Annotated in this window: 24 protein-coding genes; 18 read left to right on the top strand and 6 right to left on the bottom strand. The window is 41.1% G+C overall.

The annotated features are described in order from the left end of the window. The first annotated feature begins 10 nt into the window (after positions 1-10). From MHI11_RS16630 to MHI11_RS16600, 7 genes are read left to right on the top strand one after another with little or no spacing between them, the layout of a single operon-like run. Positions 11-1,753 carry a phage tail protein gene (locus MHI11_RS16630; RefSeq protein WP_340961626.1) on the top strand — a complete coding sequence of 581 codons (1,743 nt, stop codon included), beginning with the start codon at positions 11-13 and terminating at the stop codon, positions 1,751-1,753. A 38-nt stretch (positions 1,754-1,791) separates the two neighbouring features. Further along, positions 1,792-4,347 (top strand): peptidase G2 autoproteolytic cleavage domain-containing protein, encoded by a 2,556-nt coding sequence (locus MHI11_RS16625; RefSeq protein WP_340961622.1) that lies wholly within the window; start codon positions 1,792-1,794, stop codon positions 4,345-4,347. Between the two features lie 12 nt (positions 4,348-4,359). Next, positions 4,360-6,021, top strand: coding sequence for a BppU family phage baseplate upper protein (locus MHI11_RS16620; protein WP_340961620.1), 1,662 nt, complete (start codon positions 4,360-4,362; stop codon positions 6,019-6,021). 14 nt (positions 6,022-6,035) lie between these two features. Then, positions 6,036-6,320 (top strand): hypothetical protein, encoded by a 285-nt coding sequence (locus MHI11_RS16615; protein ID WP_003216383.1) that lies wholly within the window; start codon positions 6,036-6,038, stop codon positions 6,318-6,320. After that, positions 6,317-6,496, top strand: coding sequence for an XkdX family protein (locus tag MHI11_RS16610; protein ID WP_003216807.1), 180 nt, complete (start codon positions 6,317-6,319; stop codon positions 6,494-6,496). The genes MHI11_RS16615 and MHI11_RS16610 overlap by 4 nt, the downstream gene beginning before the upstream one ends. A gap of 44 nt (positions 6,497-6,540) precedes the next feature. Further along, the gene (locus MHI11_RS16605; RefSeq protein ID WP_144459771.1) at positions 6,541-6,960 is read left to right on the top strand and encodes a phage holin family protein; all 420 of its coding nucleotides are present in this window, start codon (positions 6,541-6,543) and stop codon (positions 6,958-6,960) included. Between the two features lie 46 nt (positions 6,961-7,006). Then, complete coding sequence (locus MHI11_RS16600) at positions 7,007-7,828, top strand: peptidoglycan recognition protein family protein (protein WP_340961615.1); 822 nt, start codon at positions 7,007-7,009, stop codon at positions 7,826-7,828. 80 nt (positions 7,829-7,908) lie between these two features. On the opposite strand, the gene MHI11_RS16595 is transcribed toward MHI11_RS16600, so the two are convergent. Beyond that, positions 7,909-8,421, bottom strand: a complete 513-nt coding sequence (locus tag MHI11_RS16595) for a hypothetical protein (RefSeq protein ID WP_340961613.1) — start codon at positions 8,419-8,421, stop codon at positions 7,909-7,911. Positions 8,422-8,822: 401 nt separating this feature from the next. On the opposite strand from MHI11_RS16595, the gene MHI11_RS16590 reads away from it, so the two are divergent. Then, on the top strand, positions 8,823-9,956 hold the full coding sequence (locus tag MHI11_RS16590) for a response regulator aspartate phosphatase (protein ID WP_340961611.1): 1,134 nt from the start codon (positions 8,823-8,825) through the stop codon (positions 9,954-9,956). A 154-nt stretch (positions 9,957-10,110) separates the two neighbouring features. On the opposite strand, the gene MHI11_RS16585 is transcribed toward MHI11_RS16590, so the two are convergent. Continuing rightward, complete coding sequence (locus MHI11_RS16585; RefSeq protein WP_340961609.1) at positions 10,111-10,263, bottom strand: hypothetical protein; 153 nt, start codon at positions 10,261-10,263, stop codon at positions 10,111-10,113. 256 nt (positions 10,264-10,519) lie between these two features. Next, positions 10,520-11,170 (bottom strand): FMN-dependent NADH-azoreductase, encoded by a 651-nt coding sequence (locus tag MHI11_RS16580; protein WP_340961606.1) that lies wholly within the window; start codon positions 11,168-11,170, stop codon positions 10,520-10,522. A gap of 84 nt (positions 11,171-11,254) precedes the next feature. Between MHI11_RS16580 and MHI11_RS16575 the strand changes: the two genes are divergently transcribed. Continuing rightward, positions 11,255-12,187, top strand: coding sequence for a helix-turn-helix transcriptional regulator (locus MHI11_RS16575; RefSeq protein ID WP_126740869.1), 933 nt, complete (start codon positions 11,255-11,257; stop codon positions 12,185-12,187). A gap of 76 nt (positions 12,188-12,263) precedes the next feature. On the opposite strand, the gene MHI11_RS16570 is transcribed toward MHI11_RS16575, so the two are convergent. Next, complete coding sequence (locus tag MHI11_RS16570; protein WP_340961603.1) at positions 12,264-13,463, bottom strand: DUF418 domain-containing protein; 1,200 nt, start codon at positions 13,461-13,463, stop codon at positions 12,264-12,266. A gap of 247 nt (positions 13,464-13,710) precedes the next feature. Between MHI11_RS16570 and MHI11_RS16565 the strand changes: the two genes are divergently transcribed. From MHI11_RS16565 to MHI11_RS16535, 7 genes are all read left to right on the top strand, one after another. Further along, complete coding sequence (locus tag MHI11_RS16565; protein ID WP_340961601.1) at positions 13,711-14,406, top strand: response regulator transcription factor; 696 nt, start codon at positions 13,711-13,713, stop codon at positions 14,404-14,406. Beyond that, on the top strand, positions 14,393-15,700 hold the full coding sequence (locus MHI11_RS16560) for a HAMP domain-containing sensor histidine kinase (protein WP_113768055.1): 1,308 nt from the start codon (positions 14,393-14,395) through the stop codon (positions 15,698-15,700). The genes MHI11_RS16565 and MHI11_RS16560 overlap by 14 nt, the downstream gene beginning before the upstream one ends. A 37-nt stretch (positions 15,701-15,737) precedes the next feature. Then, on the top strand, positions 15,738-16,166 hold the full coding sequence (gene psiE / locus MHI11_RS16555; protein WP_113768054.1) for a phosphate-starvation-inducible protein PsiE: 429 nt from the start codon (positions 15,738-15,740) through the stop codon (positions 16,164-16,166). Between the two features lie 295 nt (positions 16,167-16,461). Continuing rightward, positions 16,462-17,415: an ABC transporter substrate-binding protein gene (locus tag MHI11_RS16550; RefSeq protein ID WP_126740866.1), complete on the top strand. Its 954-nt coding sequence runs from the start codon at positions 16,462-16,464 to the stop codon at positions 17,413-17,415. A gap of 70 nt (positions 17,416-17,485) precedes the next feature. Next, complete coding sequence (locus tag MHI11_RS16545; RefSeq protein WP_065098069.1) at positions 17,486-18,502, top strand: FecCD family ABC transporter permease; 1,017 nt, start codon at positions 17,486-17,488, stop codon at positions 18,500-18,502. After that, positions 18,495-19,532 (top strand): FecCD family ABC transporter permease, encoded by a 1,038-nt coding sequence (locus MHI11_RS16540; protein ID WP_003212627.1) that lies wholly within the window; start codon positions 18,495-18,497, stop codon positions 19,530-19,532. The genes MHI11_RS16545 and MHI11_RS16540 overlap by 8 nt, the downstream gene beginning before the upstream one ends. Positions 19,533-19,553: 21 nt before the next feature. Then, a complete protein-coding gene (locus MHI11_RS16535; protein WP_113768052.1) occupies positions 19,554-20,297 on the top strand; it encodes an IucA/IucC family C-terminal-domain containing protein in 744 nt (247 codons plus the stop codon). A gap of 15 nt (positions 20,298-20,312) precedes the next feature. On the opposite strand, the gene MHI11_RS16530 is transcribed toward MHI11_RS16535, so the two are convergent. After that, positions 20,313-21,191 carry an endonuclease I family protein gene (locus MHI11_RS16530; RefSeq protein WP_113768051.1) on the bottom strand — a complete coding sequence of 293 codons (879 nt, stop codon included), beginning with the start codon at positions 21,189-21,191 and terminating at the stop codon, positions 20,313-20,315. 169 nt (positions 21,192-21,360) lie between these two features. Between MHI11_RS16530 and MHI11_RS16525 the strand changes: the two genes are divergently transcribed. Next, entirely contained in the window at positions 21,361-22,596 is a 1,236-nt protein-coding gene (locus tag MHI11_RS16525; RefSeq protein ID WP_065098096.1) for a pyridoxal-phosphate-dependent aminotransferase family protein, read from the top strand. Positions 22,597-22,756: 160 nt separating this feature from the next. Continuing rightward, positions 22,757-23,947 carry an MFS transporter gene (locus tag MHI11_RS16520; RefSeq protein WP_340961593.1) on the top strand — a complete coding sequence of 397 codons (1,191 nt, stop codon included), beginning with the start codon at positions 22,757-22,759 and terminating at the stop codon, positions 23,945-23,947. Positions 23,948-24,000: 53 nt separating this feature from the next. Here the strand turns inward: MHI11_RS16520 and MHI11_RS16515 are convergent, their stop codons facing one another. Further along, positions 24,001-25,158, bottom strand: coding sequence for an oxalate decarboxylase family bicupin (locus MHI11_RS16515; RefSeq protein ID WP_226803990.1), 1,158 nt, complete (start codon positions 25,156-25,158; stop codon positions 24,001-24,003). Positions 25,159-25,207 lie beyond the last annotated feature (49 nt).

The following is a 25,207-nucleotide window of genomic DNA, read 5'->3' as shown; positions in this document are numbered from 1 at the left end:
GGGGGATGTCATGGCTGCGGCTGATTTTATCAAAAAACTGGCACCGGGAGCACAAAAGGTTTACAAAAAATACAACGTTCTTGCAAGCCTTGTCATTGCTCAAGGGTGCTTAGAAAGTGGTTTTGGGACGAGTGGTCTTTCTAAACAAGCAAATAATTTGTTTGGAATTAAAGGGACATATAACGGTAAATATGTTCTTATGTGGACAAGTGAGCAAGATAAGAAGGGGAACGTTACAAGGATACAAGCTAAGTTTAGAAAGTATCCATCATACGCAGAGAGTTTAGCAGATCTTGGAAGCCTATACACCCGTTTGAGTCGTTACAAGGCAGTGGTCGGTGAAAAAGATTACAAAAAAGCTACTGTAGCAGTTTCAAAAGCTGGGTACGCTACTGATATACATTACCCGTCAAAACTCAACAGCATCATTGAAAAATACAATCTGACTAAGTACGATGGCGAAACCGTTCCCGATGTTCCAGAAGAACCAAGCGAACCTGAAACACCAACTAAACCTTCTTATCCAAGTAAAGAGTATCAGGGCAAGGATGTAGAGTTAAATGACGGGCTACCTTCTGATATTGATTTTAGGCAGCTGCATGTCTCAACCAAAGACGGCAAAGAGCTTGTGGAAATCGTCGGCGCTGTGTTGGAGCTTCAAGACGATACAACAGGTAAGAAGAGTTTCACCTTTACCCTATTGCGGACTGAGGATAACGGAACTGAATTTGATTTACTTGTTACAGGGAACATACTGTACCTGGATGAAAAAGTTTACAACCATCAAAAATATTACATTACAGATATCGAACTTGATCAAAGCAGAAAAAACGTGCTGCAGAAAAAGGTAACGGCCAATCATGTGTACACTGTTCTTCTTGTAAATAGCAGGGTCGAGGAAAAAACGTCAAAGAAACTCAACATTAAAGAAGCGCTAGACATTGCACTTGCGGATACACCTTTTCAGTATGTCCTGAAAGAAAAAGAATCAGCATTTGATACCGTTGATCAAGACGGCTTCGGCGAAAAGAATAGAATCGAATTAATGGATCAGATTGTTGATGACTATGAAATAGAGCTTGATGTAAACAACTACGTCATCTATGTATATAAAAAGATGGGAAGAGTAGTAGATTACACTTTTGACAGCCGATACAATATGCCAGGCTTTAAGTTGAAGATCAATGATCAAAACACGTCAACTCGCGCATGGGGTTACGGTGCAGAAAAGAAAGCTAAGAAAAGTGAGACTAAATCAACTGATACAAAAACGAACGAGGATGAAAAGGAGAAAGAGCCTGAATACGAATTCGAGCCAATCCTATACATTCATCCTGCCGAAGATAAATTTTTGATCGAGGGTAAGCCGCGCTGGGGTGAGCCGATAAGAGATGACACAGTAAAAAAAGCAAGCAACATGGTATCTGCTTTGAAAAAGCATGTAAACCCGTATCCTGATGTGGTCGTCGAGGCAGAGTATCAGTATATCTATGAGCCAGCACTACAAGGCATAGAAGAGGATTTTTGGAAGGGTGACACCATACATGTCATTGCTGATACGGCGAACGGGATCACGTTTGAAGACGATGTAAGACTAGTGTCTGTAACCTATAACCCCCTTAATCCTTATGACAGTCCTAAAATGACTTTCGCTAACTTCCGAAAAGATATTCAGGATTATCAAGTAAGCCAGGCGCGGCAGATTAAGCAGCAAAAAAGATATATAGATCAATTGATGAGAACGCTCAATTAGAAGCGTTTTTTCTTTTGGAATCGAAAGGAGTGAATATATTGGTCCGGCTTAAAAAGGATTACGATACGACAAGAAATTCAGTCTATGAATCCCAATTGCGCGGGGATATGAAGACAATTGAAAACGAGCTTAATAAAAACGCTACAGAATTACACTCTCATAAGAACCATGAAAAAGCGCACTCTTCTAGTCAAATTAAACATGGCTTGTTTACTGTTGCAAATAGGATAGAAAATATGTGGGCTAGAATTACAAATCTTGTGCTGAATCATGACGGCAAGGACGTAAAAGAGGTTGTAGATATACGAGTCGCAATGGATGCAAGTATACACAAGACGGCCAAAGATCGCTTAGACTACGAGTTTGCAAAGATTGAAAAAAGATTTAAGCGTGAGGTAAATGTGGACGATTTTGGAGCCGTACCCGATGGAAAGACAGACTCTACAGAGGCTTTTAAAAAGGCGTTTGGAAACGGGCGAGTTCGAGTAAAAGCATCTGCCGGCGTATACATCGTTCGTGGAATCCGTATTCCTTCTAATTCAGCATTGATTGGACAGGGAAAAGGGATTACTACTTTTAAACTTCATGATGATGCACCTGCCAGCACGATTCTTTTAACAAACAAAGACCATAGCGGCAACAAAAACATTTATGTTGATGGTTTTTCGTTAGACTGGAATCGTGATCGACAGGGCGGCATGAGGGCAACGGGCGGCATTGCCTCAAGTGCATTAACTTTCGTCAAAGTCCATTTTGGCTGGGTGAAAAATGTTCAATCAATTAATCCGGGATTACATGGTTTTGACTTCACCGCACCATCTTACAATATATCAGGATCTAATTATACAAAAGATGGATGTAGATATATTTGGATTGAGAACTGTGAGGCGAGTGGGTACGGTGATGACGGTATCACTACTCATTACAGCGAGTACATCTTTATTGATAAATGTCATTGTTCCAATCCGAGTGGAAAAGCACATAAAGAGGGTACAGCAAATTCAAACGGTATTGAGATAGATGATGGTTCTCGAAATGTTTGGGTGAACGGATCTTATACAAGCGGGAACATTAGAGGAGTAGAGGTCAAAGCACATGCACAATGGCCGGCGGCTCAAAATGTTCATGTATCAGATCATGTATCGTATCGAGATGTGCGGAGCTATGATGCAAGACACATAGGCCACCACAGTGCGTCTGATCCGCAAAGTACGACCGCGCGTGATGTGTCGTTTACTAATTGTGTGTCGATTGAGCCTGTATTTAACGATATGTACAAGGGGTTATCGCCTAGAGCGCTTGTGGTATCTGCTTACCATCGTGTTAAAGTCACTAATTTTACAGCTATAGGTAATCCATCTTATGACTACAAAGGGAATCCAGTTGTTGCTATTCAATACAAAAGTAGACGGGTGGATATCAATGGTTTAACAGTCACTGGCTTTAAAAGAGCTTCTCACGATGTTCGAGTTTTTGGTGGCCCGCAAAGAGCTGATGATGTTACTATCACGAACTTTAATATCGAGAATTCCGCACCTATAGGGATTGGGATAGGTGGAAGAGTCTATTCAGTCAAACTGATGGCAGGAAATCTTATTCATTCTAACGGCAACATTGGGGTGTATTCACCTAATACACAAACAACGATTGTAGGAGTACACGCAAATGGCTATAGCAAAGCAGCAGATCTAGCTAAAAATACTAATAAGCAGATGCCGACACGCTTAAAAGGTGGATTGGTTGCTGGTTCAACGTCAGGACACGCTTTGTCAGATTCGAGCGCGGTCATTGCTGCTACGGGTTCATGTAAAACAAAAGGTCCTGCAAATAGTGTATTAGCTTCTAGGGCGGGATCGTCAACCGAAGGATCAAGACAAGCTGTCATCGCATCCAACAACAGCCACACGAAGGGTAATGGATATGCCCGTACAATCTTGTCATCACATAATGTCAAACAATCAAAGAGTTACACTATTTCAGGGGGATACAACGATCTTAAATGGCAAATTTCATCTAAATCAGGAAACATCACGAGTGCAGGTCAAGTACGTGGCGGATCTTCTCTTTCGGATTACGCGGAGTATTTTGAAAGCGCAAGTGGTCATGAGATTCCGACAGGTACAATGGTTACACTGAAAGGCGAAAAAATTATGCCAGCGCAATTAGGTGATTATCTACTAGGAGTGGTGTCAAATACTGCTGCAGTTGTTCTCGGAGAATCCACATTTGAATGGCAAGGGAAGTATTTACGTGATCGTTTTGGGACCTTGATAACTCAAAAAATTGAAGTTGCTCACTATGATGAAGAAGGCAATGAAATTTTCGAGGTGCTAGATTTACCTATAGAAAACCCTGACTATGATCCTGAAAAGTCAAAAGCCTATCAGTCAAGAGCCGAACGTAAAGAATGGCATGTGATTGGATTGGTTGGACAAGTCATGGTACGGATTGATGACACAGTAAACGTTGGTGATTCAGTCAAAGCTAAAAACGGTGTTGCGACAAAAGGTCAGTCCAATTGGCAAGTGATGAATATTGAAACGCCTTATGATTCCGAAATGGGTTATGGTATTGCAAAAGTATTTATTAGATAGGAGGTGCTATTTATGGTTTCTAAAAATGGGAAACTTGATTTCAATGTGAATGCATACACCAGTTCAAGCATTACAACCAATATCAATTTTTGGACACAGGATCGTCAGACAGCACGGTTGGTATTTAAACTCACGAAAGATGGCGCGCCGTTGCCTTTAGCAGCTGTCACGGGAAAACTTGTATTAGTTATGGCCGACGGCAGCCGATTCATTAGAGACGTAACGATAGTTGATAGAGTGAATGGTCACGCCGAGTACGTTTTGTCAGATAAAGAGATCAAGCATTATGGAAATGTACAAGCTGAGCTGAATTTGTATTATACAAATGATCAATCTATGTCCGTGCATCAGTTCTCTTTTAACATTTCAAAGTCCCTCATTGATCAAGATATTGTCCCAATCACAGAACACTATGTGGACGAGTTCGAGGCTTTAAGAGCAAAGATAAATGAGCTTTACGAAGAGTCTATACAAACGATTGATGATCTGAGGGCCAAGTTTGAGGACTTGGATAAGATCGAGACTAAAGAAGGCGCACAAGGTAAAGTAGATGAACACGCTAAGGATACAAAGTTGCATGTCACAGAAGCAAAACAAAAATCATGGGATGCAAAAGAAACAACTACTGGATCACAGGCTAAAGTAGACGCAGCACTTTTAGCAGCCAAGAAATATACGGATGAACATGCTAAGAATAGCGAAATCCATGTTACAGAAGCAGAAAAAGACAAATGGAATAATGGTCAATTATTTAGATTGACCCAAAGTAATGGTAAGCCCATTTATAAAGGGACAAGTGAGACCACAGATTACAACGAGATAACTGATACCGGTCTTTATCTTATCTATAACAAGGGTTTAAATGGACCACCAGCAGTTAATAGGTCATTCATGATAGTGATAAGTTATGGTAGTACTCTTTTACAGACTGCATATGACACGAACGGTAAGGATTCGTTTTACAGAGTACGCAATCAAGATTCTACATGGGCTGATTGGACACGTGCCCTTAATGAAAAAGATAAAATAACCCAGAGCGAAAAAGATAAATGGAACAACGGACAGCTTTATAAACTCACGCCTAACAATGGTAAAGTTGCAAGGGTACCGAATGGTACCGACATATTCACCCTACCTACAGGTCCTTACATGGGGGCACAATTGTTGAATGCACCAGTAGATAATGATACGAGTTTCTATTACATCAATGTGTTGGAGACGGCATATGAACAAAATGAAGTAGTTTATAAGTGCATTATCGCTACAAGGTCTTTTGATAACATAACTTGGATCGGTACGTTTCATGCCCAAGGTTTCAAAGGATGGGATCGAGTGTTATCCGAAAAAGACTTAAACAGCACTTGGAATCAAGTCACACTTGTTACTGGAACAACAAAACACTTTGCCGGAAATCCACTCAAATTCTCGATACGTCTAAACTCTTTACATCTTCGGGGGTCTTTCGAAGGAATACCAGCGAACGAGACTATCATTGCTCGTTTTGCTCAAAAACCATCCGGTATAACTACTTTTGGAGGCACTACAGTTGGATCATACGGAGCAGCACGTTTGACGCTTGGCGTAGATGGTGCACTCAAGTTCGACGGGTTAAATGCGAACGATAACTCAAAAGTAACACGTATTGAGATAAACGAAGAAATTCCATTGTGGTAAGGGAGGGAAGCATCATGCACGTTTATTACTATGACGAAAATTTTAAATATCAAGGTGAAGATGTGATAAGTGATTATGAAGAGATTCCGAAAAATGCTACGGATGTACGGCCGAAAAAGGGTTTATATCTTCCTGAATATGATGAGAGCAAGAAAGAGTGGTTTGAATCAGCATCTAAGGAGTATATTGATAGCTTGAAGCCAAAGCCGCAACCTGCTGATGCTGTCACAATGCTTAAAAAACAAGTTGCCATGCTAACGCATCAAGTAGCACAGCTACAGCGAGGGGGCACATCGTGATATACCCTACAGCAGAAGATTTAAAAGTGTTTTGGGCTTGGGAAGTTTATACACCTGAGATTATGCGTGATTATGTAGCAATGGGCGTCATTACAAAAGAAGAATTTGAAGAGATAACAGGTCTTGCATTCGACAAGCCAAGTGTATCAGTAGATTTAGGAACAACAGCATCTTAACAGGTGCTTTTTATTTTGCCTTCTTAAAGGAGGTGATTAACGAAATGGAGGAAACGATAGTGTTTATTAACTTTGAAACTTTGGATTTAGCGAAGACTTATTTATTTGGCGGTGTGAAATTTTTGGACTTGCTCGTGCTGCTAAGTGTTATTGACGTTCTGACGGGTATCATCAAAGCGTGGAAAGTTGGCAAACTACGCAGCCGTACAGCATGGTTCGGTTACGTGCGTAAAATGCTTAGTTTTGTTGTCGTGATTGTGGCTAATATCATTGATCAGATCATGGGCTTAAATGGAGTGCTGACCTTCGGGACAGTGCTTTTTTATATCGCAAACGAAGGGCTTTCAATTGTAGAGAACCTTGCGCAGATCGGCGTAAAAATTCCAGCTTCCATCACAGACCGTCTTCATGTGATCGAGTCTGACAGCCAAAAAGAAGAAGAGGAAAAGAAAGCTGCTGAGTAATCGGCGGCTTTTTTCTATATAAAAACAAATTAAGGAGTAGATGAGCATGACAATCAAAGTGAAAAAGAACATGGTCCCATCCATCAGATACGGTTTAAAATGTCCGAACAAAATGGATGCAGAATACATTACCATCCACAATACAGCGAATGACGCAGCAGCTAAAAGTGAAATTAGCTATATGATCAATAACACTAGCTCAACGAGCTATCATTTTGCGGTTGATGATAAAGAGGTAATCCAAGCAATTCCGTTAGACCGAAATGCGTGGCACTCTGGAGACGGCACAAACGGAACCGGTAACCGCAAGTCAATCGCTATTGAAATTTGTTATAGTCAATCTGGTGGAACTAGATATAAAACTGCTGAAAAGTTGGCCATTCAATTTGTGGCACAGTTACTAAAAGAACGTGGTTGGGGTGTTGATCGAGTACGCAAGCATCAAGACTGGAACGGAAAGTATTGTCCTCACCGCATCCTTGGAGAAGGTAGATGGAACTCATTTAAAGCAGCCATTGAAAAAGAGCTGAAGGCATTGGGCGGTAAAACATCATCATCTAAGCCTAAGAAAACATCATCAGCAACAACACCTAAGAAAAAAGCATCTAAGAAGGCGTACAAGCTCCCAACAGGCATCTTTAAGGTAAAAGCACCTTTGATGAAAGGTGACACTGTAAAGCAAATTCAAGAAGCTATAGCGGCACTCTACTTTTATCCAGACAAAGGCGCAAAAAATAACGGCATTGATGGCTATTACGGACCGAAAACAGCGAATGCGGTCAAACGATTCCAGCTCATGCATGGTCTTAGCGCTGACAGCATCTATGGACCAAAGACAAAAGCGAAGCTAGAAAAGCTATTAAAATAAAAATCTATAGACATAAGACTATAGATAGTGTTAAACAAGAAACCCCCTGTCCGTTACTGGATGGGGGGCTCTTATTGGTTTTATTTATCCAAACTATCAATATTGGTGTCTACTTCCGAAATCCATTTTTTTGTTTTAGTTGTTTTATACTTGCCATTTAGATATATTTTTGTTGTGGCTTGATATTCAGCTTTAGTGTATTTTTTGATCCATCTGTATTTTTCAGTCGAAACAAGCCTAATTTTGGCTTTTGTTGAAACATAATTCATAACCATGCCAGTAAACGCAGCCGCCGCAGCTCCACCGACATTCAGCGTCCTCATCATATATTGACTAATTTTATATGCGCCAGCACCCGCAGCGGCTGCAACAATATGAGACGGGATGGTATAATCTGATTTGAATTGACCGTCCCAACTAGCTTGAGTTTCTACTTCTGATTTCAAGACGTTGTCATCCAATACTGAATAAGAGGTTTGATCGGTATGTTCAATTGGAGTCTGAACCTTTTCATTAGCAAAAACGGGAGCGCTTACAGAAAACGTTAAAACAAGAGACATAGCGGCAATAGATAAACTTTTGTAAATTTTCATATTAACCCTCTTTCTAGTAATATTGTAATACATTGCCTATTATAAACAGTTAATTGTGTGATTACCACCTTTTTTGTAATAAAATGTAGAAAATATATTGAAAGGTTGATTGATCTAGATGAAAGACCTCATTACAACTGTATTGGTTGCGACTGTAGTCGGAACTATCGTTTATTTTGCTGATAATCGTTTAAATGATATATTCATTGCTTTGCTCGTTTTCTTCGGGATATATTTAACAGTTACAATATGTAATCATGTCTTTAAGCGTTACGACCGCAAAAACGATCAATAATAATGTATTGATCAATGTCTAAATTGCGTGAATTTTGCGGTGATAGTAATAAATGGGTATGTTATTATATGTAAATGTAGGGATGATATAGGGAGGTTAGATGGGAATGGAGAAAGTTCTATCGTCACACGTAGGCGTTAAAATCAACGAATGGTATTATCATATTCAAAGGTTTAACGTAGCAGATGCGGAGGCTTATAAAGAGGAAATAAAGGCATCGTTAGACCGCATGGAAGAAAACCAAGATTTACTTTTATATTTTCAATTAATGGAGTTTAGACACAAACTCATGCTTGATTATCTTGATCCGTTGAAAGATGGTCATGAGCGTGCTGATTTTAAGAAACTAACTTTGGAAATAAAAAGGGAACAAGAGAAGCTAACGGGATTACTTGAATACTATTTTAACTTCTTCCACGGTATGTATGAATTTGAGAATTATAACTATTTGAACGCTATTACATTTTATAAACGTGCTGAAAAAAAACTTTCTCTAGTTAGTGACGATATTGAGAGTGCTGAGTTCAATTACAAAATGGCTGAAATCTATTACCACATGAAACAAACCCACATGTCTATGCACCACATAGCGAAAGCCATAGAATGCTATAGAGAAAAAGACACCTATACAATTAGAGAAATTCAATGCTCCTTCATCATCGGACTGAATTATATTGATATGGGATGCCCCGAAAAAGCAATGCCTCATTTCGAAAAAGCCTTAGAAAAATCAGTAGATAGTACGACTAAAAGATTAAGGGGATCGGCTCTATATAATTTAGGATTAAGCCATTTCCATTCCGAAGATTTAGATAATGCAATAAAATACTTTAAAGAATCAGTGACAAGTTTTAAGGAACAAGGATATGAACACTTGAACAGAATTCTCGATCCGTTGATTATGCTAGCAAGATCGTATTTTCACAATAATGACAATGATCTCGGCTTATACACCCTCTACCAGGGAATAGAGTTGGCTGAAAAATTAAATGATGATGTAATGCTTAAAGTGTTCACATTCTATAAGGCGCTTTATGTAAAGGAAGATTATGATAAAGTTCATAGTGACATTGATTATTTGAGCAAAAAAGGCATGTACGCAATTCTTGAAGAATTATCGAAAGATGCAGCAAGAAAGTACAATTCAGTAGGAGATAAGGATCGGGCGTCGAACTTCTATGAGAAGGTTCTTTACTTCCAAAAATTAATTAAAAGGAGCGATTGCCTTTATGAAATTTAAGTCAGTAATAGCAACCCTTATTATTGTGGGGACATTAAGTACAATCGGTTATTTTGCACTATCACAGAATCATGATGAGGCGATAAGAGGTCATACATCAAGTATCAGCTTTAATAAATTCAATTAGAAAAAGCCCTTTCGAGGGCTTCTTTTTTTATTTGAATATCTTTTTCATTAGCTTGCCGGATGCTTTACCAGCAGCACGTCGCATGATACGTTTTCCGATAGTAGCCTTTTGAACGGCGTTGACGTCACCCAGGTATTTTGATGTTTTATAAAGGAATGATCTTAATTTATTTATGTTCATGTATTTCACTTCCTTCATTAATATGTATTTATGTGGGCACACCCACAAAACACCCACAAACTTATGACGGCTTATTATTTTATATGACGCAAAACAAATATAAAACATGGGAATCACTATCACAAGAGAACGTACGTTTGCGTGTGATTCCCAAAATTAATTAAGTTTGAAATGGAAGGTTCAATCGGTTAATAAAAAAAGACCAAAAACGTGAAATCAAACGTTTTTGGTCTTTTTGTTTTTGAAAAAATCCAATTCACATCTCGCTAGGCGAGTAAAACTCGTCAAAGGCTTTAGACAAATCGTCAGCTGCAGATGTCAAGATCGTTTCTTCCTCTAAAATCGCTGTTCCTTGTGCTCGGACAATATGAAATTGTTGAAAGCCCATCAAGTTTTGGAATATTTCTTTTAGGTAGTAATGTGAAAATTCCAAAGGTGTGTATCGATCGTTATTTGTGAAAATTGAGCCACTTGCTTGAAGCAAAAGTACACGATAATCGTCAGTCATCAGACCAACTGAACCATTTTCTGTATATTTAAACGTTTCTCTAGCAATAAAAATATTATCTATATAATCTTTCATACGTGAAGTCACATTGAAATTATGAACAGGTGACACAATGACGATTCGATGATGTGCTTTGAATTGAGCCAATAAAGCAGATGAAGAAGCAGCGATTTTTTCTTCGGTAGCTGTTAATGTTTGTTCAGATGCTTGCTTATTCCAAATACGTAGCAGCTGGTCTTTTTCGATACGAGGAATTTCAGTTTCATGTAAATGTAAAATTGTTGGTTCTTCATGAGGGAATCTTTCTTTAAACTGTTCTAAAAATAGTGTTTGCAGTTTGTTTGAATAACTTTCTCGATGAGTGAAATCAGGGTGCGCGTTAATGATTAATGTTTGCATATACATGCTCCTTTTCTTTTGATAAACTGAGTATAAAATATAAAGGTGACAAAACATGTCACCTTTTTCAGAAGGAAAATCAAAATGAAAAAATCAGAACGATTAAACCAAGAGCTTATTTTTTTAAGTGATAAATACTCATTTCAGTTAAAGGATTTAGAAACCGAATTTGGCATATCGAAACGTACGGCTTTGAGAGATATGGAAGAGCTAGAGTCCATGGGTTTAGCTTTTTACGTTGAAAATGGCAGACATGGAGGATATCGACTGATCAAACAATCTCCATTGGTCCCTATTTATTTCAATACCGATGAAGTTCAAGCTATTTTTTTCGCGCTTAAAGCGCTAGACCTAGTATCAGCAACACCATTTAAAAAGTCCTACTCACAAATTCGGCAAAAGCTGTTTGCGACAATGTCTGATGAGAGAAAACAAATGATCACGGAGACTTTGGATGTGATTCATTACTATAATGTCGCACCAGTTAGTGAACAAAATCATTTGGAATTGATTTTACAGGCGATGATGGAAGATCAAATCGTGAGAATGACGTACACTCAATATGAAAATAAATGGATCAGGCTGCAATTTCTTGAGTTGTTTTATCGAAATGGGATTTGGTTCACCAAAGCATATGAAGTTCAAAATAAAAAGTGGGGCATCTATAGATGTGACTTTATGAAGGACTTGATCATTGAAGAAGAAGGCAGAGGCACCTTTACGAAGGAAGAATTAAAAGCAATGCAGCTCAAGTACGAAAAAACTTATCATGATATCTCATTTAAATGTCGATTAACGGAACAAGGAAAAGAAAAGTTTTTGAAGAATCATTACCCGAATATGAGATTGGAGATCATTGATGATACTCCATATATTGTAGGTGGGTACAACCAAGAAGAATTATCGTATATGACTCACTATTTGATCTCATTTGGGAAGCATGTGAAAATTGAATACCCAGATGAATTAAAAGAGAGTTATTTGACTCAATTACAAGAAATGATTGAGCAGTATTGAAAGTGAACGGATTGTCTCTGAATCACAAACTTAACATATTAAAAAAGGCGAACTGTAGCCATTCGCCTTTTTTCTTTTACTTCGCCGCATGAAATGTATTGGTTTTCGATCTGTCATTGACCTTCCCATACGTCAGCTGCCGCCAAATAAATTCCATCGGTCCATACTTAAACCGCTTTAACCAAAACGTACTGAAAAGCACAAGGAAGACATACACGCCAATAGCCATGAAGAACGTAGCAGCCGGCTGAAGATGATCGACAAGCCCCGCTCCATATTTTAGAAATAGCATGGTTCCAATGATTGAGTGAAGCAAATAACAGGTTAGTGACATCCGCCCGACTTTGGTAAATACCATCAAAGCACCTCGCAGCTGAGGAACGTGTAGAAACAGCATCGCAAGTGTACTCATATAAAACATACTGCCAGTTAATCCTCCGTTTTGTTCTAGAGCAGTGGCCATGTTCACCCAGAGTGTATTTTCAAAAGGATTGACCGCTGCTATGATCGTACTGCCTTGTGTGATGAGAAAAGCGATGGTACAAATGATCCAAATGCGATTCCAAATCGTTTTTTTCGCCTCCATGTTTTTGAAAAACTCCATTTTCACAAAATAAACACCAAGCAAAAACATGTAGAACATGGAATAGACGATTGAAAATGAGCTGGAAGCCATCGTCACCATATCTGTCCATCGGTCACCAATAGATGCTAAATAAGTCAGACTGTTGTGGCTGGTCAAATCAAAATCGGCAAGGTCCGGCTTGCCCGATGAGCCTGTACTGATGGTATGAAGCAGCATTGTGAAAAAGGGTGTGAGCAATTGAATCACAAAGAGTGTGATCAGCCAGTATCGGATGGTTTTGGCTGTACGTTTGTAAAAGAAAAGCAATAAAAAGCCAGCGACTGCATAATACGCTAAAATATCACCAATCCAAACAAAGGTGACATGCAGAAGGCCAAATCCTAAGAGAATGGTTAATCTGCGGGCAAACAGCTTGTTCGGACTGTCCACCTTCTGAGCAGCTCGATCCATAAAAATCATAAAACCAACCCCGAATAGGAAGGAGAATAACGTAATGAATTTCCCTGAGGCGAACCAATTCACCAAGTTGTGAAAGACATCATTTGCTTCCATATCGAATCCCTTCGCCGAATCCACGATCAAAAAGTAATTCACCAGAATAATTCCCATTAAGGCAAATCCCCGTACGATGTCTAAGAAATGAACCCGATCTTTCAAACTCATCGCGTGTGCTACTTTGTTTGCATTCATATCCATGCTCCTTTTCTTGTTATAATAGATGTGATTCGGATCTAATCATTAATCCTTACAATGAATTAATATAAAGACCAATTCTTAACAATTTATGAAGAAGCAAATTTTGGGAAATGAATGTGACAAATTGATGGCAGACCTTCACTTTCATATCCTGTTAAGATTTATACCGTATTCTTTTCACGTTGTTAGATGATATATAGTAAAGACATAAGAAATTCACGTATCATGAGGTGAGAGAGACATGACGCATCGAATATTAATCGTAGAAGATGATCAGGATATTGGAGACCTTTTGCAGGAATCCCTTACACGTGCTGGATATGAGGTGCAAAGAGCGATGAATGGCGAGCAAGCATTGAAGTTTGTGGACGATTCGCTCGATTTGGTGATTTTGGATGTGATGATGCCAGGCATATCAGGCATTGAAACGTGCCAGCAGATGAGAGCCTCTTCTAATGTCCCGATTCTATTTCTAACAGCCAAATCAAGTACATTCGACAAAACCGAAGGCTTACTTGCCGGTGGGGATGATTATATGACAAAACCCTTTTCACAAGAGGAGCTTCATGCTAGAGTCATTGCACAATTACGCAGGTACACCGTCTATCAGGAAAAGAAGGAACAGGAAGAAACGTTTCTTGTTGGGGGCAAGCTAAGGGTGAGCGAAGAATTTAATGAAGTGTGGAAAGAAAATCAACAAATCAAGCTATCTGATTTAGAATATCGTATGTTGAAGCTGCTCATGACCAGGCGAAACAAAATCTTTTCAGCCCAAAATATTTATGAGAGCGTGTGGGGACAGCCTTATTTCTATTGTTCCAACAATACGGTGATGGTGCATATTCGAAAGCTACGTGCCAAAATTGAAGATGATCCTGCACGTCCTGTATATATCAAAACAGAATGGGGAAGAGGATACCGATTTGGCAAATCGTAAATATACACTAGCCAAAAAGCTAGCACTATTGATTTTGACAGCTACGGTCGTGAGTGGACTTGTCTTTTTGACGCTGCAAAAGATCACCAATGACCTCATTGACGGATATTTGAGTTCAGACGAGTATTACGAGGAGGAGTCAGCCAAGTACATTCAAAAATTCAGCCGCTACGTGTCAGAGAATCAGCTGTCTTCTACAGATCGAAAAGCGTTTGGTGAGTGGGTGAAAAAAGAGAATTACATTAATTTGACCATCTTCAAGGATGAAGTGCTGCAATATAACTCTATCTATTCAGCTGCTGATGAATCGGCGTATGGAAAAGAAAAGGTGACCCAGTACGCTGAGCATCATTCGTATCCAGTTCAGTTTAGCGACGGTGAAGGCCGCGTCATGGTGGATGGTTTCTATTCATCTCGTTACCACGATCTTGCCTTTACACTCGAGCTGCTCGGAGCGACACTTATTTTTCTCCTCATTGTTCTGCTTGGCATTCGCAAAAGTTTACGCTACCTGCAAACGATTCACCAAGACATTCATATTCTTGAAGGCGGCGAGCTGGACTATGAGATGACGGTGAAAGGGCATGATGAATTAGCAATGATTTCCAAAAGTATTGAGGATCTTCGTAAAGCTTTTCTGGACAAGCTCCAAGCCATTGACGAGCTGCAAGAAGAGAGTCGCAGTCTGGTGACCGAGATGTCACACGATATGAGAACACCGCTGACGTCGCTGATGATGAATTTAGAGTTTGCGAAAAAAGAGGAGGCTGGAGCGGATACACGTAAAGATCAATATATAGTAAGTGCTTATGAAAAAGCACTGCAATTGAAAAATCTATCTGATAATCTGTTTGCCTATTTTCTACTTGATAAAGAACATGAACCTGAGCTTGAGACCGTTGCAGTCAAAGAGGTCATTTACGATCTCTTATCAGATCAGGTGTCGATCTTGCAGCAAGAGACATTCAAGGTTCATCTTTTAGGAGAGCTGCCTGACAGCTATATCAACGTGAATGTCGAGGAACTTGGCCGAGTGTTTGATAATCTGATGTCCAACATACTGAAATACGCCGATCCGAAAAAAGACATCAATCTCACGTTTCTATCCGATCAAGAAATGTTTGAGATCCATGTGAGCAATGCGATAAAAGAGACAAATGGCACGCAGGAAAGCACTGGACTTGGTGAACGAAGCATAAAACGAATGATGTCCCGCATGCACGGGCAGTTTGAAAGGATGGAAAAGAACGATGTTTACTACATCGTGCTGCGATTCTGGCACATCAAAATATAAATCACAAATGAATAACATGGAATGGAGAGACAATCTAATGAAACGATTCAACAACTTCCAAAAGGTACCCGATCTCTTGCAAGGTCTTCTGAATATCTGTCTATTCTTTCTGGCCATTGCATTAAGCGTCCTCTTAATTAGTGAAACTTGGTATATTGTCCAATTCGTCTACAAAACTTTGTTTAACAAAGGAGAAAGCTATTATAGGATGCTTGGAGAACTGCTGATCTTCTTTATGTATTTTGAGTTTATTGCCTTAATTATAAAATACTTTAAATCCAACTTTCATTTCCCGCTTCGCTACTTTATTTATATCGGCATCACAGCTGTCATCCGTTTGATTATCATCGATCATGAAGAGGCTGTATCGACGTTCTGGTGGGCGCTCGCCATTCTTGCTATGACCTGTGCACTCTTTATCGCCAATAAACGACATACCGCGCAGGAGCATGAAGAAGTGAAGTGAGGGAAGAAGACGAACGATTGCCGTTCGTCTTTTTTAGGTTGATAGAGAAAGTCTGATTATGAACAATAAGTCGTCATTAATGGAGTAGAGTACGAAAAAGGAATTCAATGTAAATGATTATCCAGAGGAACGAAGAGAGGCCAATCACTCCAATAATGAGAACAACTAGTCAACACTCTCCCTTTTTCTTAAAAATTTACATTGACACCATCCTTTTCTATGATAAAATCATAGTGTGATAATGAGAATCGTTATCAAACGATATGACTACATATAGAATGGATAGGTGAGGTACATGTTCAAAAAATCTTTTTGGTCGTTGTTAGTTGTGCTCTCCATCGTTTTACTTGCAGCTTGCGGCAGCAATAGCAGTGAAGGCAAGTCAGATAGTAAAGAGAAAACGAGAACCGTTGAAAGCGCTATCGGTTCAACTGAAATTAAAGGATCGCCTAAACGTGTGGTGACGCTGTACCAAGGAGCAACCGATGCAGCAGTCGCGATGGGCATTAAACCAGTGGGTGTTGTTGAATCATGGCTTGAGGCACCTACGTATAAATATTTAAGAGATGACTTAAAGGATGTCAAAATTGTTGGGCAGGAAATACAGCCAAACTTAGAGGAAATTGAAAAACTTAACCCAGATTTGATCATTGCATCAAAAGTCCGTCACGAGCAAATTTTTGATCAACTACAAGAAATCGCTCCAACTGTTGCAACAGAAACAGTGTTCACATTTAAAGATACAGTGAAATTAATGGGTGAAGCGTTAAATCAGCAAGACAAGTCAAAAGAATTGCTAACGAAGTGGGATGACCGCGTCGCTGACTTCAAAGAAAAAGCGAAAAAAGACATCAAAAACTGGCCAATGAGTGTGTCTGTAGTGAACTTTCGTGCAGATCATGCTAGAATCTATCAAACTGGATTCGCAGGGTCAATTTTAACAGAGCTAGGCTTTGAAGGACCTAAGAATGTCAAAGATAAAAAGCAAGACATCATTACACTGACAGACAAAGAGAGCATTCCGCAAATGGATGCAGATGTGATCTATTACTTCATGGATGATCAGGATAAAGCCGTTGAAAAAGCATATAAAGAGTGGACGAGTCATCCTTTATGGAAGCAGCTTGACGCAGTGAAAGCGAAACAAGTGCATAAAGTCGATGAAATCACTTGGAACATGGGCGGCGGTATTATCGCTGCAAACATGATGCTTGATGATATTGATGATCGTCTCGGAATTGATAAATAAGGATAACAGAGGAGAAAATGTGAAAAATCATTTTCTCCTTTTTCCATAACAGATTGAAAGCGGGAATCAGATGAGAAGTTTATTAAAAAAGGATTCGAGCAAGGCGCTGCTGTTTGCTGGATTCGTCGTATTGATGGTGGTCTTTTTTATACTCAGCATTTCTCTTGGGCAAACCTCGATTTCCCTCAAAGCCACCATCCATGCGTTTCTTCATTTTGATGAATCGGATCCAAACAGTGTCATTGTCATGACATCCAGATTATCAAGAGCTTTAATTGCAACAGTTGTTGGATCAAGTCTAGCGATTTCAGGTGCACTGATGCAGGCATTAACGAGAAATCCGCTTGCAGCGCCAGATTTGTTAGGAATTAATGCAGGTGGACTATTTTTTATCGTCATTTCGATTGTTTTCTTTTCAACAGAGTCATTAACAGGCTATATGTGGACAGCCTTTTTAGGTGCGGCAATTGCAGGGATGCTCGTTTTTCTTTTGGGCTCCATTGGAAGAGATGGATTGACACCGGTCAAAATTGTCCTTGCAGGTGCGGCGATATCTGCACTGTTTGCGTCCTTTACACAAGGTCTTTTAATCGTGAATGAACAGTCGATTCAAAGCATCCTGTTCTGGATGGCGGGTTCAGTGTCTGGAAGAAGCATTGATATGCTGCTGCCTGTTTTGCCTTATATTTTAGGTGCGACAGTTGTGGCGCTGCTTCTTGGACGCTCCATCAATGTCCTTTTGTCAGGAGATGATATTGCAAAGGGGCTTGGTCAGCGTACCCTGGTGCTGAAAATCACGATGGGGGTACTCGTCGTCTTCTTAGCAGGTGGTTCCGTCGCTGTCGCAGGATCGATTGGGTTTGTTGGTTTTCTAGTGCCGCATATTGTGAAAAAGCTTGTCGGACCTGACCACCGCTGGGTACTGCCGTATTGTGCCGTTGTGGGGGCGTCGCTTTTACTTGTCGCAGACCTTGCGGCTCGTTTTCTGATCATGCCGCAGGAAGTGCCGATTGGTGTCATGACGGCGGTAGCAGGAGCGCCTCTATTTGTTTATCTCGTGCGCAAGGGGTTGAAGACAGGTGGCTAAAACATATACAGTGCGTTCAAAGGGCGGGCGCATTTCATTTCAATTTTCAAAGCGGACGTTTTTGATTTTACTTTTATTGACGGCCATTGCTTTTGGGTTATTTATTCTCAGTCTCTGTATGGGCAGCCGATTTATTTCGCCTGTGGATGTGCTTCTTCATATAATCGGTCAGGGAGAGGGAAATACTTTTGTGCTCAATACACTGAGGATTCCAAGAACACTGCTGGCTGTCTTAGTGGGGGCCGCGCTTGCGGTATCAGGGCTTATTTTGCAAGGTTTAATTCGCAATCCGCTTGCATCGCCTGACATCATTGGGATTACGAGTGGTGCTTCGTTCGGTGCGATTATGTTTATTGTTTTTTGGATGGGCACTGTGCCTATTGCGTATCAATCCTTATGGGCGATTGCAGGGGCTTTTGCTGTCTCGTGTCTGATTTATTTGCTTTCATGGAAAAAAGGGGTCAAGCCGATTACACTTGTCCTAATGGGAATTGGGATTTCTGCCATTATGAAGGCGTGTGTGACGTTTACTCTTGTTCTTAGTGATACGATGACGACGACAAAGTCATATATCTGGCTGACAGGCAGTTTATATGGTTCTACGATGAAGGACGTCACGTCGATGCTTCCTTGGATCATGATCATTTTACCGATTGTCATGGTGTTAGCAAGAACGATGAATGTGAAGGAGCTTGGAGATGATCTCGCAACAGGTCTCGGGGTGAAAGTGCAGGCAAAACGGTTATTCTTTCTGCTGATGAGTGTGACATTGGCGGGGATTGCCGTTGCTTTTGCTGGCGGTATTGAATTTGTTGGACTCATGGCACCGCATGTTGCACGGATGATCATCGGCCGTTCGTTCATTGCGCTGGTCCCGGCATCTGCGCTTGTTGGAAGTATTCTCGTGATGCTCGCAGATTTAGTCGCTAGAACGGCTTTTCTACCGTTAGATGTACCAGCAGGTGTATTCACGGCCGCAATTGGGGCACCGTTCTTTATTTATTTGTTATACCAACAACGAAATCGATAAACGAAAGATGGAGGTTTTGATATGAGGCCAGAGTGGGTTGAGAGAGAATTACTTGATTTCGGGGTACACATCACAAATGAACCAATGACATCTGATCGCACACTTGCTGCGCTTTTTTCAGAAGCATCTGTCCTGCGTTTATTAGAGGCTGAAAAGGAAGCTATGCATGCACCGAATTTAGCTGTAGCGGCGTCGATGTTTTCAAAGCGTTATGCTTACTTAGCCGTCAGTTCCTCTTTGTACATGATGACGTTGTATGACGGTGTCTATCAGTTTCCACCGGAGGCATGTGTCTTTAGAGAGGATCGGAAAATTGAAATTGATGAGTCATTGTGTTCGTTTGTTCCATTAGAAGGAGATCGATATGAATGGAGAGAGCAGGTTGTGCATGCGCTGTTTACGGAGTGTGTCACACCTCTTTTAGATGTACTGAAGCGTACGTCAAGACTTCCGTATACCATTTTGTGGGAGAATATAGCGGTTCGTATCAATTCTCTTTATCGCAGCATGATGCGGGAGGCTGAAGACCCTGCGGTGAAGCAGCGCGTGCGGGAGGATTATCTGTATCTGAAGCAAGCAGCTGGTGATGTATTCGGAGCAAAACAAAATCCATTTCATCACAGCTTAAACTTAGATGACAGTTTACTAGTAACATCCAACCGTAAGACTTGCTGTATGTATTATAAGCTCGAGAAAAAATCGGAGAGTCTCGATTATTGTCTTGTCTGTCCTCTTGATAAAAAGAAAGGCACTGCTTGTTCGTAGCAGTGCCTTTCTTTTTTATTCCCAAATCTCACTTGCCCATTCTGGGTGATCGATAAAGGGATTGCGGTTGTTCTGGTATGTTTGATAAATGATCTTGTTGCGGTTCCGTTCGATTTGATCGACAGGATCTTGTTTGTGCCACTTGAGAAGTACGGACATTTTGCCGTGAAGAGGGGCGCTACCATTATTCACTTTGTCGTTTAATTCTAAATCTGGAAAGCGGTCATCTCCTTCGTACCGCACCGCCATATAAAAGAGCATTCTTGCCACATCCCCTTTCACCCGGCTATGAGGTTCGAATGAGTCGCTATCGTAGAAGTTGCCCGGCGCTCCCTTGTATTCATTTCCGCCCAGATCAAAATCTAAATTTCCTCGTGTGCTATTCGTTTGCACGTCTGTTGCTCGCAGATGATGGAGATCTGTACCTGGGCCCTGGCTTGTCCCAAAATTGCCGTGTGACTTAGCCCAGACATGCTCCCGGTTCCACTGGCCAACATTTCCGCCATTCGCTTGCTTTGAGCGAGAGATACCGCTATAGAGCAAGAGCACGTTGTTTGGATTTTTTGGATCTTCATCTGTTTTCTTTAAGGCATCCCAAACTTGGCTGTAGGATAGCTGCTTATGATGATCAATAATATCGTGTAAAGCTTTCTTTAAAGCGGGGCCTGATTTGCCATTAGCAGATTGATAATAGGAATCAATTTGACTTGCAGCGGCTATTTTTGCTTGTTGTGCAGATGTTTCGTTTTGAAGCTGTAACGGGGAAAATGTGATGGTTTGGCTCGGTTCATTCAGAGTAAAGCTTTGAGCATTCGCAGCTTGCGGCAGTGGGGCGGCTAACGTACCGAATATCATGATTCCGGCAGCCACAGTTCCAAATAAGGTTCTCTTCATTCGATTTCCTCCTTGATAGGGAATGTATTCTCTTTATTTCTATCATAATGCCAGAAAGAAATAAATGGATTTATCGTAAATTTTATGTAATGAGTTCATAGGAAAAGAGATTGCTATTTTATCAGCATTACTGTATAAGTGGGCATATAGGATGACAGCAAGGGAAAGGATGGATAACGTGAAAGAACTGCAAATACCTTCAAGAACGATTATGACACCAGGACCTGTTGAAGTAGATCCCAGGGTGCTCCGTGTAATGAGTACGCCCATTCTCGGTCAATTTGATCCAGCATTTACACATATTATGAATGAGACGATGACCTTATTGCGGTCCCTTTTCCAAACAGAAAATGAATGGGCTTTTCCAATTGACGGCACGTCTCGTTCAGGGCTTGAAGCTGTGCTTGCCAGTGTTATTGAGCCGGGAGATTCAATGCTTGTGCCTGTTTTTGGCCGGTTCGGTCATCTTCTCATTGAAATAGGACAGCGCTATGGTGCTGAGGTACATACAATGGAATGTGAATGGGGAACCGTTTTTGACCCTAGCGATATCATTCAGGAAATGAAGCAGATCAGGCCTAAAATCGTTGCGATGGTCCATGGTGAAACATCCACCGGACGAATGCAGCCGCTTGAGCAAATTGGTGAAGCGTGCCGAGCACTGGATGCATTGTTCATTGTAGACGCTGTAGCAACCATTGGCGGGGTCCAGGTGAAAGTGGACGAATGGAAGATTGATGCGGCAATTGGTGGTACGCAGAAGTGCTTGTCAGTTCCATCAGGTATGTCACCTATCACGTATAATGAACGGGTGGCAGCTGTCGTTGAATCGAGAAAGAAAGTGGAAAAGGGAATTGCGACTCAGGATGAATTGCAAGAGCAAATGGATATTTCTCCAATTAAAAGCAATTACTTTGATCTCAGCCAGCTCCAGGATTATTGGAGCCCTAGGCGATTAAATCATCATACAGAAGCGACAACGATGCTCTATGCACTTCGTGAAGGGGTTCGTGTTGTGCTGGAAGAAGGTCTGTCTGAGCGTTTCCAAAGGCACGCATTTCACGAGAAAGCCTTGATGAAAGGCCTTGAAGCGATGGGACTTGAATTGTTCGGTGATCCACATTGTAAAATGCCAGTTGTGACATGTATTGAAATTCCAAGTGGTATGGATGGAGAAGCGGTACGTGCCGATCTGCTTAAGCATTTTGGTATTGAAATTGCCAGCTCCTTTGGACCGCTAGCCGGACGTATATGGAGAATTGGCACAATGGGCTATAGCTGCCGAAAAGAAAATGTGCTGTTTGTGTTAGCAGGGCTGGAAGCAATTCTAATCAAACACGGTGCATCTATCCATTGCGGCGCAGGGCTTCAGGCGGCTCTTTCTATCTATGAACAAGATGAATAAAGTCAGACGGATACTCGCTATTTGCGGGTATTTTTTTATTTGGAAAAGAAAACTAAATTTTGAAAAACTAGACTTATAGACAGTGATATCGCTATACTGAAGAAGTTCTGATCATTTTTGTCATCATTTTCATTTATTTTGCAGAAAGAGGTTTTTTGATATGAAGAAAATGGGCAGATTATATATTTTGATGCTCAATATTTTTATTGCCATGCTTGGCTTTGGCCTCATTGTCCCTGTCATGCCAAGTTACATTGAAGCCTTTGGCGCAACTGGAAAAACACTCGGTTTTCTTGTCGCTGCAACTGGTCTTACACAGTTTGCTTTATCGCCGGTTGCAGGCGCATTGACCGATCGATTTGGACGTAGAAAATTGATCATTGCCGGGATTGCCGGCTTTACCATTGCCCAGTTTATTTTTGCATTTGCAGATCAGCTTTGGATGCTGTTTGTGTCTCGGTTTTTAGGTGGTGCAGCCGGGGCTTTACTCATGCCAGCCATGTTTGCATACATCGCTGATATCACAAGTGAGAAGGATCGAGGGAAAGGAATGGGGCTATTTAGTGCAGCAATGACGTTAGGCTTTGTTATTGGACCAGGCGTAGGCGGCTATTTGGTCGAGTACGGAATCGCTTTTCCTTTTCTCATTGCAGGTTCCTTTGCAGCTCTTTCTACCCTATTATCCATCCTGTTTTTACCTGAAACATTAACAAAGGAAAAGCAGGAAGAAGCACGGTTAAACAAAGACATTCATTTCAACCCGTTTGTACAAATGATGCAAGCTTTAAAGACATCGTACGGTTTTTTGTTTATATTGGCGTTTGTCCTCAATTTTGGCATCATTCATTTTGAATCGATTTTTGGCTTATATGTAGACCAAAAACATGGATTTACACCGAAGGATATTGCGTTTGTGATTACGGTTGCGGGTCTTGCTGGCGTGCTTGTCCAAGGTGCGTTGGTGAATGCCTGTGTGAAACGATTTGGTGAAATGCGCGTCGTGCGTTATGCACTGCTAGGAGCGGCTTTGATGCTCATCGTCTGCCGTGTTGCGCCGTCCTTTTGGCTGATCTTTGCAGGCTCTATTTTATTTTTGTCGGCTACTTCATTTGTTCGTCCAGCCCTCAATACATTGCTGTCCAAAATGGCAGGTAATCAGCAAGGAGTAGCGGGCGGCCTCAATACATCCTTTATGAGCCTTGCCAATATTGTCGGACCGAGCCTTGCGGGCATTTTATTTGATGTGAATATTGAGTTTCCTTTTATGCTCGGAACACTGGTGCTTTGCATAAGCTTCATTGCATCCATCGTGTGGGGGAAAAAAGTGCAGCATCCTTCGACAGTTTCTTAAAATTTGTTTTTAAAAAACCGATCAGTACGGCTTGATCGGTTTTTTGATGCGCATCATCTCTTATATTTCACGACAGGTGATTTTTCTTTATGAAGCGCACGAATCATGGCATCATCTACATGCAAATGCTCTTTCACTAATTGAGGAGGTGTTAAGGCCATCCACTGATTCAACGAAATATCTGCAAAGCGATCACTTTTAAACATTTCTAAAAACCAAAGGCTCGTTTGGCCGATATTTTGGATGTAATGTCCCATACCAAAAGGAACATATCCGACATCACCTGCTCTGTAATTAAAGGTGCGGGCAGTGCCCCCGGCTCCAAAGACCGTCATTTTGGCTGTACCGGTTAAATAGTATTGCCACTCATCATTATTAGGGTGCCAGTGCATTTCTCTCATGCCGCCAGGCTTTACTTCAACAAGCGCAGCTGCAATGGTTTTTGAAACAGGGAAATTCCGTGAATCGACAATGCGGACAGTTCCCCCAGAGGTCGTCAGCGGTTTTTGGCGAAGCAGCTGGTACGTAAATGGCGGCTCGATGCTTCCGTATGGATCAGATACCGTTTGGCTTTCTATTGATGCTGGCGGAGAGCCTTGAAACATGTAGCGCTGCTTATTCGGAATATGGTCAAACAGCTTCTTAGGAACGCCAAAATTGTCGGAGAGAATGTTTTTCGGTGTATGGGCAAACCAGTCTGTGATGGTGAACGTATCAAATTCAGAAAAAGCGCCATCATCAAAGACTAAAAGAAATTCACACCCGTCCTCAAGTCCTTGAATGGAGTGCGGAATACCTGGGGGGAAATACCATAAATCTCCTTCTGCTACATCAGCGATCATATTTCGCCCTTCTGCATCTACAGAGGTGATGCGGGCTTTTCCTAAAATCATATACGCCCATTCAGCCTGCTTATGCCAATGGAGCTCTCGCACTCCGCCTCGAGTCAGCCGCATGTTGACACCCGCAATCGTTGTGGAAACAGGCAGCTCTCGCTTCGTAATTTCTCTCGACCAGCCGCCATGATTTAAATGCATATGTGTATCGGAATATGAAAATTTTAAATTAGGAATGATTCCGGCATCGGTTTTAGGTGGAACAAGCATATCTGGGTTCTCGATATCTCGAAGGACGTCCCGCGGGCCTAGATCGGTGGCACCAGCACCATCCTCTCGAATTGGCTGCGGGATGTGACGCAGCTCATCATCCATTGATCATCCCTCCTCTTGTATCATTTTTCTCCTCCAAACTATATGAAAC

Origin of the sequence: Bacillus sp. FSL K6-3312 (assembly GCF_038007485.1) — a bacterium.
GTDB classification, from domain to species: domain Bacteria; phylum Bacillota; class Bacilli; order Bacillales; family Bacillaceae; genus Bacillus; species Bacillus pumilus.
The sequence above is the reverse complement of the archived record's forward strand: the minus strand, read 5'-3'. Positions and strand labels throughout refer to the sequence as shown.